This is a genomic window from Dactylosporangium darangshiense, assembly GCF_039537565.1.
GTDB classification, from domain to species: Bacteria; Actinomycetota; Actinomycetes; order Mycobacteriales; family Micromonosporaceae; genus Dactylosporangium; species Dactylosporangium darangshiense.
The window spans coordinates 1-15317 of the sequence record NZ_BAABAT010000022.1 but is presented as its reverse complement, the minus strand read 5'-3'; the positions used below and the strand labels follow the sequence as shown (position 1 = coordinate 15317).

Annotated in this window: 15 protein-coding genes; 6 read left to right on the top strand and 9 right to left on the bottom strand. The window is 68.8% G+C overall.

The features are described 5' to 3' along the window. Positions 1 to 381: 381 nt before the first annotated feature. From ABD901_RS32905 to ABD901_RS32895, 3 genes are all read left to right on the top strand, one after another. On the top strand, positions 382 to 1146 hold the full coding sequence (locus tag ABD901_RS32905) for a sigma-70 family RNA polymerase sigma factor (RefSeq protein ID WP_345132762.1): 765 nt from the start codon (positions 382 to 384) through the stop codon (positions 1144 to 1146). Further along, positions 1143 to 2186: an Acg family FMN-binding oxidoreductase gene (locus ABD901_RS32900; RefSeq protein WP_345132760.1), complete on the top strand. Its 1044-nt coding sequence runs from the start codon at positions 1143 to 1145 to the stop codon at positions 2184 to 2186. Before ABD901_RS32905 ends, ABD901_RS32900 begins: the two co-directional genes overlap by 4 nt. A 286-nt stretch (positions 2187 to 2472) precedes the next feature. Further along, entirely contained in the window at positions 2473 to 3543 is a 1071-nt protein-coding gene (locus ABD901_RS32895; RefSeq protein WP_345132757.1) for a fatty acid desaturase family protein, read from the top strand. A gap of 89 nt (positions 3544 to 3632) precedes the next feature. Here the strand turns inward: ABD901_RS32895 and ABD901_RS32890 are convergent, their stop codons facing one another. The 6 genes from ABD901_RS32890 to ABD901_RS32865 form a co-directional block, all read right to left on the bottom strand. Next, on the bottom strand, positions 3633 to 4199 hold the full coding sequence (locus ABD901_RS32890) for a DUF5994 family protein (RefSeq protein ID WP_345132755.1): 567 nt from the start codon (positions 4197 to 4199) through the stop codon (positions 3633 to 3635). 219 nt (positions 4200 to 4418) lie between these two features. Next, positions 4419 to 5147 carry an SPFH domain-containing protein gene (locus tag ABD901_RS32885; protein ID WP_345132753.1) on the bottom strand — a complete coding sequence of 243 codons (729 nt, stop codon included), beginning with the start codon at positions 5145 to 5147 and terminating at the stop codon, positions 4419 to 4421. Between the two features lie 217 nt (positions 5148 to 5364). After that, positions 5365 to 6516: a glycosyltransferase gene (locus ABD901_RS32880; protein WP_345132751.1), complete on the bottom strand. Its 1152-nt coding sequence runs from the start codon at positions 6514 to 6516 to the stop codon at positions 5365 to 5367. A gap of 337 nt (positions 6517 to 6853) precedes the next feature. Beyond that, a complete protein-coding gene (locus ABD901_RS32875; RefSeq protein ID WP_345132749.1) occupies positions 6854 to 7156 on the bottom strand; it encodes a lipopolysaccharide assembly protein LapA domain-containing protein in 303 nt (100 codons plus the stop codon). Positions 7157 to 7391: 235 nt separating this feature from the next. Beyond that, positions 7392 to 7859: a DUF5994 family protein gene (locus tag ABD901_RS32870; RefSeq protein ID WP_345132747.1), complete on the bottom strand. Its 468-nt coding sequence runs from the start codon at positions 7857 to 7859 to the stop codon at positions 7392 to 7394. A gap of 231 nt (positions 7860 to 8090) precedes the next feature. Beyond that, a complete protein-coding gene (locus ABD901_RS32865) occupies positions 8091 to 8933 on the bottom strand; it encodes a slipin family protein (RefSeq protein WP_345132745.1) in 843 nt (280 codons plus the stop codon). Positions 8934 to 9384: 451 nt separating this feature from the next. Between ABD901_RS32865 and ABD901_RS32860 the strand changes: the two genes are divergently transcribed. The 3 genes from ABD901_RS32860 to ABD901_RS32850 all read left to right on the top strand — a co-directional run bounded on the left by ABD901_RS32860 (position 9385) and on the right by ABD901_RS32850 (position 12649). Further along, positions 9385 to 10077 carry a DUF4389 domain-containing protein gene (locus tag ABD901_RS32860; RefSeq protein WP_345132742.1) on the top strand — a complete coding sequence of 231 codons (693 nt, stop codon included), beginning with the start codon at positions 9385 to 9387 and terminating at the stop codon, positions 10075 to 10077. Positions 10078 to 10172: 95 nt separating this feature from the next. Continuing rightward, positions 10173 to 10826, top strand: a complete 654-nt coding sequence (locus ABD901_RS32855; protein ID WP_345132740.1) for a DoxX family protein — start codon at positions 10173 to 10175, stop codon at positions 10824 to 10826. Between the two features lie 818 nt (positions 10827 to 11644). Continuing rightward, positions 11645 to 12649, top strand: coding sequence for a fatty acid desaturase family protein (locus ABD901_RS32850; RefSeq protein WP_345133030.1), 1005 nt, complete (start codon positions 11645 to 11647; stop codon positions 12647 to 12649). A gap of 263 nt (positions 12650 to 12912) precedes the next feature. On the opposite strand, the gene ABD901_RS32845 is transcribed toward ABD901_RS32850, so the two are convergent. From ABD901_RS32845 to ABD901_RS32835, 3 genes are all read right to left on the bottom strand, one after another. Continuing rightward, positions 12913 to 13173 (bottom strand): hypothetical protein, encoded by a 261-nt coding sequence (locus tag ABD901_RS32845; RefSeq protein ID WP_345132738.1) that lies wholly within the window; start codon positions 13171 to 13173, stop codon positions 12913 to 12915. Between the two features lie 969 nt (positions 13174 to 14142). Further along, positions 14143 to 14832 carry a BON domain-containing protein gene (locus ABD901_RS32840; protein WP_345132736.1) on the bottom strand — a complete coding sequence of 230 codons (690 nt, stop codon included), beginning with the start codon at positions 14830 to 14832 and terminating at the stop codon, positions 14143 to 14145. A 288-nt stretch (positions 14833 to 15120) separates the two neighbouring features. Continuing rightward, on the bottom strand, positions 15121 to 15317 hold a 197-nt coding region (locus ABD901_RS32835), incomplete at its 5' end, for an SPFH domain-containing protein (protein ID WP_345132734.1).

The following is a 15317-nucleotide window of genomic DNA, read 5'->3' as shown; positions in this document are numbered from 1 at the left end:
GGTCGTCTCTCGTGCGATATGCATGAATTGTCATCCTGGCTCCGGAGGCCACCGCTGCCGCGCTGTCTGCGTCGGCCGGCTCGGACCCGTTGAAGGTCCCCGGAGTACCGAATGGAAAGCCGGTCCCGTCGGCCTGGGCGTAGTCGTCGTCCACGTTCGAACCTCGGCCACGACGGCGCCCTTTGACTGCCTTGCGGAGCCGGCAACATCAGCGTCGGCTTCGCCACCGTCACCCTCACCGCACTCATCGCGGCGATACAGCGTCCCAAAGCTCGCCGCGACCTTACACCGAAGGGGGCGTTGATATCTATGAATCTTCTCATGACACCGACCGTCCACATTGCTGCTCCGGCAAGAAGAGGTCTTCGGGCCGATCGGGCGGTGACCACGGAACAGCTGCTCCGTGCCCGCAGGAATCTACCGGCCGGTCATCCTGATCGGGGACCGCTGCGTGCACGGGCGATCGAGGCGAACCTGCCGCTGGCCTACCGGCTGGCGCAGCGCTACGCCGGCCGAGGCGAGCGCCCCGACGACCTCGCGCAGGTCGCCGCGATGGCGCTGGTCAAAGCGGTCGACGGCTACGACCCGGACCGGCTCGCACCGTTCGTCGGCTACGCCGTCCCGACGATCGTCGGTGCGCTCAAACGGCATTTCCGGGACACCGCGTGGGGCATGCGTGTCCCGCGCCCCACGCAGGAACTGGTGCTCGGCCTGCGAGAGGCGACCGGGTACCTCGAGCAGCTGCGTGGTCGCACCCCGACGGCCGTCGAGCTCGCAGCCCACCTGCGCGTCGATGTCGATGCACTCTCGGACGCGATCATCGCCTCGCACGTGTACCGCCTGCAGTCGCTCGACGGGCCCGGCACCGGCAATGACAACATTGAACTTGTCGATCTGATCGGCCGCATCGACCCGCGCTTTGCCCGCATCGACGAGCGGCTGTCACATGGGGAGCTCGGCCGGCTCGTCGCGGCGCTGCCGCTGCGCGAGCGGCGCATCCTTGCCATGCGGTTCTCCGACGAGATGACCCAGGCCGCCATCGCCGCCGAGCTCGGCATCTCGCAGATGCATGTCTCCCGGCTGTTGCGGGGGTCCCTCAACAGACTCCGGATCGGCTTCGTCGCCTCGGTCGAGCCGACAGCATGACCGAGAACGACGTCACCGACATCGGAAGGATGTCCATCATGTCCAACGACGCTCCGACACGTCCCTCCGACGCCCGGGCCGTGGCTCACGCACTGGTTGAGGCGGCCATGACGGCCGGATACGCGCCGTCGATCCACAACACCCAGCCGTGGCGGTGGCGGCTCACCGGCAACACCCTCGATCTGTACCTCGAACGCAGCCGCATCCGCGACGGCACCGACCCCGCCACCCGGCTCGCGACCTTGAGCTGCGGCGTCGCGGTGCACCATGCCCGGGTCTCGTTGGCCGCGCACGGCTGGCATGCCACGGTGATCCGGATGCCGGAGGAGGCCGACCCCGACCATCTCGTCCGGCTGCACGTCGACCGACGCTCGCCGATCGAGCTGCCCGCGGTCCTGCATCTGCGGACCGTCCCGTGGCGGCGCACCGACCGGCATCCCGTCACCGGCACACCGGTCGGCCCGCCGGATCTGGCGGCCATCACCGCGGCCGTCACGGCGGAGGGCACCTGGCTGCACACCTTGTCTGCAGACCAGGTCTTCGAGCTCGCCGGCGCCGCCGACCACGCCCGACGCGCCGAAGCCGGCGAACCCGCCTGGCGCGCCGACCTGGCCTACTGGACCGGCGGCGATCGGCCGGCGGGGCCCGGCATCCCCGACCCTGCGATCCCGGCCCGCGCCACCCGGTCCACCGTCCCCGGCCGCGATCTCGGCCACCACGACGACCTGACCGGCAGCGCCGAGCACGACACAGCGGCAATCTTCGCCGTGCTCCACGGCCCAGCCGACGAACCCGGCGACTGGCTCCGCGCCGGCGAAGCGCTGTCCGCCGCCTGGCTCACCGCCGCCGAGCACGGCGTCTCCGTCCTGCCACACAGCGCCCCGGTCGAAGTGCTCACCACCCACCAAGCGCTGCGCGTGATACTTCGCAGCACCGGATACCCGTACCTGGTACTGCGGCTCGGCGCCATCGACCCAGCCGACCCCGGACCACCCCACGCGCCCCGTCTGCCCGCCGACCAGATCATCGAACGTTCCTGACCAGCGCCGCGTCTACGCCAACGCGGGTACCTCTCGTCGCTGCGTACGGCGGGCACATGCGGCGGCCGCCATGGAGCGGCAACTGCGACGGCAACCGCCGCCGTTGCGGCCCGACGTCGCCGCTGTGGCGTCGAAGCCTGCAAGTGCTAGCGTCGAAATGGACGACGGCCCGCGCAGGCAGGACCACCGCCTGGTGTGGTGAACGGCGAATCAGCAATGGTCGGCCCCCGGACCCCGGGCGACGCATCATCCGCAGGATCAGGATGCGCACCGGAAAGGTCCACCAATGGCAACAACGGCAGCATCGACCATCCCACCCCGTCGCGGCGATGACACACAGCGTGCGGCGGCACCCGGCAGCTACTACGCCGACCTGCTGCGCCAGGTCAAGGCCGCCGGCCTGCTGGAGCGGCGAGTCGGCTACTACCTGACGAGGATCGCGGTGACCGGCGGATTCTTCGTCGCGGCGTGGATCGTCTTCGCGGTGCTGGGCGACTCTTGGTGGCAGCTCACAGTCGCCGCGTCCCTGGCTGTGATATTCACCCAGATCGGGTTCCTCGGCCACGACGCAGGGCACCGGCAGATCTTCCGCTCGAAACGCGCCAACGACCTGGTCGGTCTCGTGCACGGCAACCTGGCCATCGGGCTGAGCTACGGCTGGTGGGTGGACAAGCACAATCGCCACCACGCCCATCCCAACCAGGAGGACAAGGACCCGGACATGGACATCGGCGCGTTGGCGTTCACCACGCGGCAGGCCCGCGCCAAACGGGGCCCGCTAACCCGGTTCATCGCCCGCCATCAGCGCTACCTGTTCTTTCCCCTGCTGCTGCTGGAGGCGGTACAACTCAAGGTGTCCAGCGTCCAGGCTCTGACGGGTCGCCGGCTGCGCCACCGCGCTGGGGAGACGCTGATGCTCGCCCTGCACGCCGCCGGCTACCTGACCGCCGTACTGCTGGTGCTCTCACCGCTGAAGGCGGCCGCGTTCATCGTCGTGCAGCAAGGGTTGTTCGGCCTGTACCTGGGGTGCTCGTTCGCGCCCAACCACAAGGGCATGCCGGTCAACGCCACCGACGACCGGACCGACTTCCTGCGCCGGCAAGTACTCACGGCCCGCAACGTCCACGGCGGCTGGCTCGTCGACTTCGCCCTCGGCGGCCTGAACTACCAGATCGAGCACCACCTGTTCCCCAGCATGCCCCGGCCGAACCTGCGCCGGGCCCAGCCGCTCGTGCGGTCGTTCTGCCAGCAGCACGACGTGTCGTACTGCGAGACCACCCTGCTGCGCTCCTACGCGCAGGCCCTGCACCACCTCCACCACGTGGGCCAACCACTACGCGCCACCAGCGCAAGCTAACCCTCGTAAGGCCGTGACGACGACCTTGCCCCCGGGGGCGAGCATCTGCAGAACCTCGATCGGGTCGCACCGGCGGCTCCGAACGCAGGTCACGAGGCGTTCGCCGGCTCGGCTGGGACATGCCGGCGCGAGGGCTCCCGGGCGCTGTGGCCGCCTTCGTTGTCCCACACCGTGCTTGGGTCGACGCCTTCATTGCGTTCGGCGGCTGGTGCGGTGCGGGACGCGGCGAGGAGGGCCGGAGCGCGCAGCTGGTTGGCCGGGTCGGCGGCCGTTGCCATGGCGGTGGCTGCGGTGGCGGCGTCGGCCTCTGGGGGCACGACGAGCAGGTCGATCTGGTCGCCGCGCTCGGTGGTGGCGATCAGCATGCCGGGGTCGACGGTGCTGAACCACCCGGCGCGCACCACGCGGGTGCCGACCGCGATGCGCCGGAACTGGCCATCCCAGGTGCCGCTGTTGAGCATCAGCTGACGGATCGGTCCGTACCGTTCGTTCAGCGCCAGGATCAACCCCGGCAGTTCCGCCACCGGGTCCCGGGAGCGAGGCCACCACCCGCCGTCGAGGACGGCTCGCGTGGCCCGCACGGCGGTGAGCGACAGCCGTGGCTGGGTCGGTGGTCCTGGCGGGACGACGGTGACGCGTTGGGCGGCGGTGAACATGACTGGCCCCTCTCCCGACCTGCGGCTGCCACCGAGAGGTGACCGGTGTGGGAACCTGCCGCTTTGCGTCGGCGTGACTCGGTCCGTGCTGCGCCGACCGTGGTCCGTCGGCGGTGCATATTTCGGTCACCGGGGTCTCGAGCGCCAAATTCAACTCTACGCCCGCAGCACGAGAACGACGCGATGCCCCGATCGAGGTTCCTGACGGCACCTGCGATATCAGCAGTCCCACAGCGAACGTACGACGGGCTGCTGTGACTCCTGGCGGCGAGCCCGGGAGCCGTCGACCGGGACCGGCAGTTGCCGGCGCGTGCGGCTTGCAGTGGATGCAGCCGGTGCCGGGGACCACTCGCGTTGCCGGTCGGCGCCGACGACAGGGCCCCGACGCTCGTGAGCGGTCTGCCACGCCATGGCGCGTTTCACGTACTCGGGCAGCACAATGTCCTTGAGCTCGACCCGTTGGGCCTGCACGCCCCACGGACCTTCGGTGACGACGTTGATGGCGTTGGTGAGATCGATGTTGACGTCGTCCCGGCTGGACAGGAGATCATCGAGGCCGGCGCAGCTGACAGCGGTGCACAGCAAGGCTTCCGCGATCTCGGAGACCGCGTGCCGATAGTTGCCGATGTTGAGGACCGCCTTGACCGGGTCAACGACGCGCAACCAGATGACGGCGTCGACGCCGACGGGCACCCTGTCGCGGGTGACGACGTTCCGGGCGGCCGCGCTCACCACGGTGGCCTTCAGGTCGACCCTGGTCAGCCGGTCCATACCGGGAACGATGAGGGTCGGCCCGGGGCCGCGGACATCTCCGTGCAACCGGCCCAAACGGAACACCACGCCGCGTTCGTACGGTCGAAGGATGCGAACTGCGCATGAGGCGGTGAACAAGCCGATGACACCGATCGTGATGAGCACGACGAAGACGATGGTCTGGAACTCGTTCATGCGGTGTCCTCCAGCTCGACGAGACAGCCTGCCTGGGCGGTACGGCCGGGCGGCGGTCGGTCCGCAACCGGCGGAACGCGACGAAGGCGCGGACAGCAGAGGTTGGGCGCGGAGCGCCACGTCAACGCACAGGCGTGGGGTCCCGGCTGTCATCGCCGCGACGAGCGTGGCGAGGGTGACGGTGGCGAATCCGACACGAACGTGGCCGGCGCGTCGCTCACGACCGGGACCGGGCGGGCCGGGCCGCACGGCCGACATCGATTGCTGATCCGGCGATGAGCCTGGCTGCGAGCGCCGCATACCGCGCGGCGACTGCGGGCCAGCGTAGGGCTGGTGCGCGAGGCCGGGACAGCCGGGCGGCCATGGCGGGGTCGGTGAGGACCCGCCGGATCGCGGTCGCCAGTGCGGCGGGGTTTCGGTGGGGTACGAGCAGCCCGCGTCCATCGCTGAGCAGTTCGACGGCGTGCGGGAAGGTGGTGGCGACGACCGGGATGCCGGCGGCGACCGCCTCGGTGAGCACGCCGGACGTGACCTGCTCGAGGGAGTCGTACGGCAGGACCACCACGTCCGCCGACCGGATGAGCGTGCCCAGAGCCTCCTCGTCGTGGTACTGCGGCTGATAGTCCACGGCGTGCGCGACGCCGAGCTGTGCTCCCAAGCGGTGCAGGCCCGCCCGGTATGCCTCGCCGTGACGGGCGATGACCTTCGGGTGGGTCTGCCCGGCGACGGTGAAGCGCAGCGGCGGGTCGATGTTCTGCAGCAGCGCGACGGCTCGCAGCGCCCACTCGACGCCCTTGCCCGGGCCGAGCAGGCCCCACGTGAGCATGTGCGACCCTGACCGGCGCGCGACCGCCGCGCCGGCATGCCCGGCGCTGCCGTGCGGGATGACCTCGACCTTGGCGGGGTCGACGGCATAGCCGTGCAGGAGTCGGCTGCGGGCGGTGTCGGTCATGGTGACGACCGCGCCGGCGGTGGCGGCGATGGCCTCCAGCAGCACCCGCTGCCCGGACGTCGGAGCGGCCAGGACGGTGTGCAGGACCACGATGCTGGGCACGGTGAGCCGGCGCAGCAACGGCAGGACGTCCCCGCCGTCGGGTCCGGGGTAGATGCCGTACTCATGTTGCACGATGGCGACGTCGAAGGCATTGAGCGCTTTCGCCGCTTCCAGCCACCCGGCGACGCTGCCCGCCGACCAGGTGTGCACCACGCCAGGGCCGGGATGTTGGTCCTCGTCGGCGGCGGTGACCCTGACGATCCCGGCGGGCCAGCCGTCAGCGACGGTCAACTGCGCGGCCAGCGCGGCATTGAAGGTGGCCAACCCGCAGCGGGTCGGCGGATGCGTGCTGAGAAGTCCGTACCTGACTGCCATTGCGTAACTTCCGATCGTCGCCGGCATTGATGAGGAAGCAGAATCGGACCGACGACGATTCATACATTCGGCGCGTGAGAGACGACCTCGACGGTGGGACGCATCGATCAACCACACAGGTCGTCAGCCACCGGGATCCGGAGCGGCACCTTCAGCCTACGCCCGTTCACGGCGTACGCGGCTTCGGGCGGGCGGCCAGTCGGGAGCCCCGGCCGGTCTACGCGAGTCTCGCCTCCCAGATAGCGGGCCTGCGCGAACAACGGCCGGGCGTTACCGGCCTCGGCTGAACCAGTCATGTACCGGTCGAGCCGAGCCCTGCTCCCCTCTCGGCCATTGACTAGTCGCGGCGCCGGCGGGCCAGGCGGCGCAGCTGGGTGATCCGGGCCGCGCCGAACACCATCGCCAGGATGGCTGAGCCGACCCCAGCGACCAGCAGTGCCAGGGCCAACGGCAGCGTGCCGTGCATCCACAGGAAGCTGACTTCGACGCTGCGGGTGTTCTGCAGCATGAACACGATCAGCAACACCAGGGCCAGCGTGGCGGCGCAGACGCCCACCCAGGCCGCACCCCACCGGGTGCGTGGCACGGTGAGCTGCCGCGGGGCGGCCGGCGTTGCCGGGATGCCAGCGGGTTCGGTCATCGGCGGGGCAACATCCGCCGCGGCGGGTTCACCGTGATCGGGCGGTTGGACAGACATGAACACCACCTCCGAGCCCGGCCGCGGACCAGCCGCGCCGGGACGTCGAGATCGCCGGTTCTCGATTAGACCAATCGTACGCTGCGGTGCCGGTCATCGGGATGCTGATCCGTCGACGACGGCCGTGGAGCTCGAAACAGCGTTGCAACAGCGGGGCGCCCCACGCCCGCCGGCACCTTCAACCGCCGTCGGTGAGGGGTGTGTTCGACAGCGCGGCGAGGATGGCGGGGGCGTGCAGCCGGTTGGCGGGGTCGGCAGCTTTGGCCATCGCCGTCCCGGCGGTGGCCGCGCTGGCGTGGGGTGGCACGACGAGCAGGTTGACCTGATCGCCGGACTCGGTGATGGCGACCAGGAGGCTTGGTTCGGCGGTGCTGAACCACCGGATCTGCACCGTGCCGGAGCCGACCACGAGGCGGTCGAAGCCGGTGTCCCAGGTGTGACTGTTGAGGATCAGCCGGCGGATCGGTCCGTAATGGTCGGTGATCGCGACGACCAACCCGGCCAGCTCCGCCGCGGGATCCCGGGAGCGTGGCCACCACCCACCGTTGAGGACCCCTCGGGACACTCGGCCCGAAGAGAGGGAGAGTCGAGGCTGTGCGGGGGAGCCGAAGGGAACGAAGGTGGTGTGTGGCGCGGTGGCAAGCATGGCTGACCTTCTCTCGACGGGCGTCGAAGGTGGCGGTGTCGGGCGCGCCATCACGTCGCAAGGGTTTGCGGGGACCGGAACCGGAAATGGCGGGGCCCCTTGGGGACTGAGTTGAGGTGGCCGGCCCGCAGCGGGCCGGCGGGATGCGTACGGAGAAATCCGTACCTTCCAAATCATCGGACTATCGACCCGACCGGGAAGCGTCGGCAAACGGTCACGCGGCCAGGTCGTTCACGGTGCGGGAGACAGGAGAGGCTTTCCGTTCGGCAGTTCTGAGGCATCCAGCGGATCGGGCCGCGGGACCGCCGCGGCCTCGGCCTCTCGCGCGAGGAACGCGCCGAGTTCGCCGATTGTGCTCATCAGCGGGGCCGGGAACACCACAGTGGTGTTCTTGTCCACGCCGATCTCCACGAGGCTTTGCAGGTTGCGCAGCTGCAGCGCCAGCGGATGTGCCATCATGATGTCCGCCGCGCTGCCGAGCGCGTCCGCGGCCATTGCCTCGCCCTCGGCGGCGATGATCTTGGCGCGCTTCTCCCGCTCCGCCTCCGCCTGCCGGGCCATGGCCCGCTTCATGCTCTCCGGCAACTGGATGTCCTTCAGCTCGACCAGCGTGACCACCACGCCCCACTCCTCGGTCGCGACGTCGAGGATCTCCCGGATGTTGACGTTGATCCGGTCGGTCTCCGACAGCGTCTCGTCGAGGGTGTGCTGCCCGACGACCTTGCGCAGGGTGGTCTGGGCGATCTGGTTGATGGCCGCCCCGACGTTCTCGATGGCCACCACCGACTTCACCGCGTCGACAACCCGGAAGTAGGCGACCGCGGACACGTCGACGCTGACGTTGTCCTTGGTGATGATGCCCTGCGACTGGATCGGCATGGTGACGATGCGCAGGCTCACCCGCTGCAGGACGTCGACGAACGGAATGATGACGGTGAGGCCGGCCTGCCGCACACCGATGACCCGGCCGAGCCGGAAGAGCACACCGTGCTCGTACTGCTTGACGACCCGCACGGCAAGGGAAAGCACGAGCAGGAGCACGATGGCGGCGATGACGATCCATACGTATGGCATCGGAGCTGACCTCGATCAGTGGGATGCGTCCATCAGGCGATGGACTGTCAGCCACCGAGGTCCGGGGCGGCATTGTCACCCTACGCCTGTCCGCCCGAATCACCCATGACGCGCAGCGCAGCCCGCCGCGTCGAAATAGCTGATCGTCACGGCCTGGGGTGGCAAAAGGCGCGTACAGTCAACGGTGGATTGGTTCGTCAATCTCTTTGACGGCCTGCGCCCACCGGGTGCGCTGCCCGAGACCACGGCAGCCAGACGCCGCGCCGCTGAGTTCGAGGGCCGAGGACCCCGACCGGCACATCGTCACCGGCGATGACGGTGCAGCGTATCCGTCGGGAAAGTACGCCCCCACGCGGACCTCCGGACCGGCCCGCGCAACAACCTTCTGCTCCCGTCGGGCGCCCCGCGCCCGCGCGCCGGGCGACCGTCCATCCGTTGGAGGTAGGCCACCATGACTGGAACGTCCAGCTATCCGGTACGCGTGGATGCGCGCCTGGATTCGCACCTGTCACGCTGGCTGTGGCTGGTGAAGTGGGTCTTGACCATTCCGCACTACATCGTGCTGCTGCTCCTGTGGATCGCGTTTGCCGTGGTGTCCGTGGTCGCGTTCTTCGCGATCCTGTTCACGGGTCGGTACCCCCGGCCGATCTTCGAGTTCAACGTCGGTGTGCTGCGGTGGACCTGGCGGGTCAACTACTACGCCTACAGCGCGCTGGGCACCGACCAATACCCGCAATTCACACTCACCGATGTCCGCGACTACCCGGCGCGGTTGTATGTGCCCTACCCCGAGCACCTCTCGCGTGGGCTGGTCCTGGTGAAGTGGTGGCTGCTGGCCCTGCCGCACCTCGTGATCGTCGGCATCTTCACCGGCGGAGGTACCTGGCTCGCCTTCCGCTCTGACACCCAGAACTACAGCTGGACCGCCGGCGGCCTCATCGGGATCCTCGTGCTGATCGCCGCGATCATCCTGGCCGTCACCGGCCGCTACCCACATGGCCTCTACGACTTCATCCTCGGCCTGAACCGGTGGGTGCTCAGAGTCGCCGCGTACACGTCGTTGATGACCGACGCCTACCCGCCGTTCCGGTTGGACACCGGCGGCACGGACCCCGCAACCGCCGACATCGCGCCGACCGACTAGCCGACCGCCCGAGGGGCGGCTGACCCTCGACATGATCCGCGGGCGTTCGCACCGCGGAACCCGATCCACAGGCCAAATGAAGGAATGTGAGCGCGATGGTCGACATCGCCGACGAGCACAACGGCGCCACCCGTAGCACCGCCGCTTCGGCTCCCCAGCTAACGCTCAGGGAATACCAGAGGCCGGCCGCCCGGACCGGCAACCGCCCGGCGATCGACGGCCGTGGGCCGGCACCCGTGGCCGTCCCGACTGCCGAAAGCCGGTCCACGACAGCAACCAGATACCTGCTGGCCGGGAGCCGCGTCGCCCTCGGCTGGATCTTCCTGTGGGCGTTCATCGACAAGGCATTCGGTCTGGGCTACGCCAACACATCGGCGAATGCCTGGATCAACGGCGGCAGCCCCACGAAGGGATTCCTGGGCTCGGCTGAGGGCCCGTTCAGCGGCTTGTACCACGCCATCGCCGGCGCCACCGGAACCGATGTGCTGTTCATGGCGGCGCTGCTCGCCATCGGTGTCGCGTTGCTCCTCGGCATCGCGATGCGGCTCGCCACAGCAGGCGGCGCACTGCTGACCGTCATGATGTGGACCGCCGTGCTTCCCCCCGCCAACAACCCGTTCATGGACGAACACCTCATCTACGCGGCCGTCCTGATCGTCCTCGCCCTCACGGGTGCCGGTAACACCTTCGGGTTGGGCCGCAGGTGGGCCGCCATCCCGCTGGTGCGCCGTGCCGCCTGGCTGAAGTAGCCGCGAAGCGGTGCGCGCATGGCGGCGCATCGTCATGCGTGCACCGCTTCGGATGCGCGACCACATCAGCGGCGCCGCCCGGGCCGTACCGCCCAGGCAGGCGAAGGTCCGTGGGGCGTGCAGGACCACGGGTCGAGCTCAAAGACCTGGCGCTACCCGAGTACGTCAAACGCGCCATGGCAGGCCGATCACGAACGTCGAGGCCCTGTCGTCGGCGTCGGGCGGCAACGCGAGAGGGCCACGACGCCTGCTGACTCCGCCGCAAGCCACAGGCGCCGACACCTGCCGTCGCGATCGACGGTCCCGTGACTCGCCAGGAACCACGACAAGCCCGTCGCGCGATCCGTGGGACTGCTGAACGCCCGATCACGACCGATCGTTGCCCTGCGGACGTGTCCGGTGCGAACAGTCCGGCCGGCCGGTCAACCCGGCCCGCCCTGCCCGAGCCCTCGCATCACCCATCTGCGCCGCCTGGCCCGCCGGCGCCGCGACTAGCTGATCCCTTCGTCGCGGCGAGCCGGCCATGCAGCGTGTCGCCAAACCGCGAACCGATGACCCAACTCGACGGCCGCGCCGCCGCTGTTCCCGGCGCCGGCCATTGATGCACGCTCGCCGGACTGGCTCGCCGCAGGCGAACGGGATCGCGTCGCTCAGACACGTCACGACCCTTGGCCCGGGGTATTGTGGCGGCAACGGTCGCTCCAGACCTCGGCGGCGTGATCGCCGGTCGCCGGGAGGGCACTGTGAGCACCGTTGACTTGACCATCGAACATGTCCGCGCTGGGTCGGCTCGCCGGGGCAGCGACTACGCGGAGCTGATGAGGCTGGTCCGCCAGGCCGGGCTGCTTGAGCGTCGCCCCGTCTTCTACATCGCACACATCACTGCGAACCTGTTGATGCTCGTCGCCGGGTGGACGGCGTTCATGCTGCTCGGCGACGCGTGGTGGCAGCTGTTCAGCGCCGGATACCTCGCGGTGGCATTCACCCAGAGCGGGTTCATCGGCCACGACGCCGGGCACCGGCAGATCTTCCGGTCCCGGCGCGCTAACCAGTTGGTCGGCTGGGTGCACGGCAACCTGGCCATTGGGCTGGCATTCGGGTGGTGGGTCGACAAGCACCACCGCCACCACGCGCATCCCAACCAGGATGGCCTCGACCCAGACATCGGTGGCGAGAACATCGTCTACACCAGATCCCAGGCCGGTGCCCGGCACGGACTGGGTCGTGTCCTCGCCCGTCACCAGCGTGCGCTGTTCTTCCCGATGACGCTGCTGCTGGGACTGAGCCTCCATGTATCCGGCTTCAAGGCGATGGCCCGCCGCGGCTACCACAACCGGGTGCCGGAGGCGCTGCTGCTCGCGTTGCACATGGCGGCGTACCTCACCGTGATCCTGCTGGTGCTGTCGCCGCTCAAGGCCCTGGTCTTCATCGCCGTCCAGCAAGGACTGTTCGGCCTCTACCTGGGGTGTTCGTTCGCTCCCAACCACAAGGGCATGCCGATCCTCAGCCGGGATGACGACAGCGACTTCCTGCGCCGCCAGGTCCTCACCGCGCGCAACGTGCGCGGCGGACGGTTCATCGACCTGCTCCTCGGCGGCCTGAACTACCAGATCGAGCACCATCTGTTCCCCAGCATGCCCCGCCCGTCGCTGCGCCGTGCTCAACCGGTGGTACATGCGTTCTGCCTCAGCCACGACGTGCCGTACGCGGAGACCAGCCTGGCCGACTCGTACCGGCAGGCGCTGCACCACCTGCATGCGGTGGGCCGCAGCGACCAGCACGAAAGATCGGGCGCACCAGGTGGCACGGCACGGGTTGGCTGAGGGTTCGGCCGCGTTGCAGGGTCGCGGCCGATGACCGCGACGGGTGTCGGTGACTTCCCCTACTCCAGAAAAGGGCCTACGACCCCCCATGACACTGATCGGCCGGTCGGAGATCGGCGTTTCCGGCGCACTTACCCCGCTGACCGCATCCCAGGCTCTGCCGCTATGAGACTCGTGGGCCCGCACTTGCGGCAGCAAGCAACCCCACTATGCCTCGGCGGACGAGGCACAGGGTGCCGGCGTTCGTCCTGGTGAACCGGCCGTTACAGGTACTGGCCCGTCGCGTCGCTGTCGGTCTTCGACACCCGCACGGACACCACGTTGGCGAGGTTGATGACCACGCCATTCTCGTTTGCCTCGCGGTTGTACCTCGCATGGGTCAAGACCAAGCCGCGCCGCCCGTCCAGAGCCCCGGCAATCGCGTCCAGCGCCTCCTCCGGTCCACCGAAGTCCGCGCTCAGCACGGAGACATCTTCACCGCCCACCGGGTGAAATCGCATGATCAGTTCGATGTTGTCAACCACCGTCGGCCCCTTCCGCGAGCACCGAACGCGCTGTGCCTCTCTCCCGCCCGGCGCCCCCAGCCAAAATTGCGGCATTGGACACCTACCTGGCGCCAGACGCCGTACCCAACCCGTATCCAGCTGGGATCGCTGTTGCTGCGGATCCAGACACCGTCAAGTATCCCCGCCTGGATTATCGTCGACACCGTCCGGTGGACCTCGCGCAAGCCGCGCGTCACGGCCTTCGGACCAGACTTCGAGCCCCACAGCTTCACCCGAGCTCTCACCCCGCACCTGCCGGGTTCCGGCGTAGCGTGGCAGTCGCCTGCGGGACAAGCGGGAGAGCGAAGCTATTAGCCCAGCGGAGCTGAGAGGCCGAAAGATCGGAGAGGTTGGACGGCGATCCCCATTCACCTGATCCGGGCAATGCTGGCGAAGGAAAATTGCCTCGCAGGTTATTCATGTGTATCGAGCACCCGGCGCGTCGTCTGTGATGATGGCGCGCTTGATGTTCTTGACGGACGCGGGGCCCTCGAGGTTGGCCGCCGATCGAGGTGCACCGCGTTGAACGGGCTACCACGTCCACGAACCTCGGCGCGACCGGCCCGGCCTGATCATGTCCTGCGGCGGCCGCGCGATACCGCGTTGCGACTGGAAAATCGCCGGCGTCCAAGATGCAGCAGCGCAGCCCATGCCGCTGTCTACAGTGGAGTGTTGTGCCCGAACGGGCAATTTCGCGGTACGGGTTTATCGATGCGGGGATCCCGGCCCTGATGCCGTCCGGCACGGCGCGCCGCCGATCATGGTCACCGCGGCTCGCGCGGACGGGGCGGACGGGCGCGGCCGGGTGTCGGGCACGCCGGCGGGCCGGGTATAGACGCGCGGTTCCTGCCACACGCCGCGGAACGCACGCCACAGCAGGGCGGGGGCTCGATCTCGCAGAGTTCGTCGACGATCTGTTGGCCGGCGCAGCCGTTGATCACAGCCGGGTCAGGACGCGATGTGCAGTTCGTTCCGCACGCTGGTCACGCCGGCGGCGCTCCAGGCGGATCGCTCGGCCTCGCGCAGCTCCGACCACGACCCGACGCTGCCGTGCAGCGTCAGTTCGGATCCGTCGAGGTCGATCGTGATCCACCGCGGGTTCAGCATGGCGTTGCGTCGCATCGCGGCCTCGACCGCTGCCTTGGTGTCGGTCGTCGGCGGCTGCGACCCGAGCGAGATCTCGTTGCTGATCTGCGTCACGCCCTTGAGGTACATGACCGCCCGCGCTGCAGCGTTGCGCTGGTACTCCCAGGTCACCTCACCCGAGAGGGTGACTTTGCGGTCGCGAACATGTGCGGTGACCGCGTTCGGCGGGACGTCGACGGCCCACGCAAGGATCTGGCTGGCGGCTTGCGCGATGTCCTGATCGTTGACGCCGGAGGTGATCGGAGCGCGGACAGACGTCTTGTTGGTGACATTCTTGACGCCGCCGACCCGCATGGCGGCGTGCTTCGCCGCGAGACGTTCCGGCAGGCTGGCGACCTCGCCGGACAACGTCACCGTTCCGTCGTTGACCTGCACTTCGACGCCGGTTTCGTCGATGCTCGGGGTGTATTGCAGTTCCTCGATTACGGCGGTCTTCAGTTCCTGGTCGGTCTTGTGCGGTGTCTGTGCCACAAGCCCCACGATGTCCCACATCCGGAGTGGGCGCCAGTCCAATTCAGTCCGTATTGCCAAGATCTTTTGTGATCCGCGAGAAACGCCGCAGTTTATAGCGAGATAGGCCTTTCATCAGGCCAAGGTACTTGGCCCTGAGTATTTCGGCGGCAACGGTCGCTCCAGACCCCGGCAGCGTGATCGCCGTGCCCGACCGGTGGCTTGCGCGCGTGCTGCGTCAGCCGCGGCCTGCCGTACGTGGCGACCAGCCTGGTGGATTCGCACCGGGAGGCGCTGCACCACCTGCACTCGGTCGGCCGGGATGACCGGTCAGCCGGACCACTTGCGCCGGACAAGCCCGCGGGCAATTGAGGACCGCTTGACCGGGTCAACGACGCGGAACCAGATGACGGCGTCGACGCCGACGGGCACCCTGTCGCGGGTGACGACGTTCCGGGCGGCCGCGCTCACCACGGTGGCCTTCAGGTCGACCCTGGTCAGCCGGTCCATACCGGGAACGATGAGGG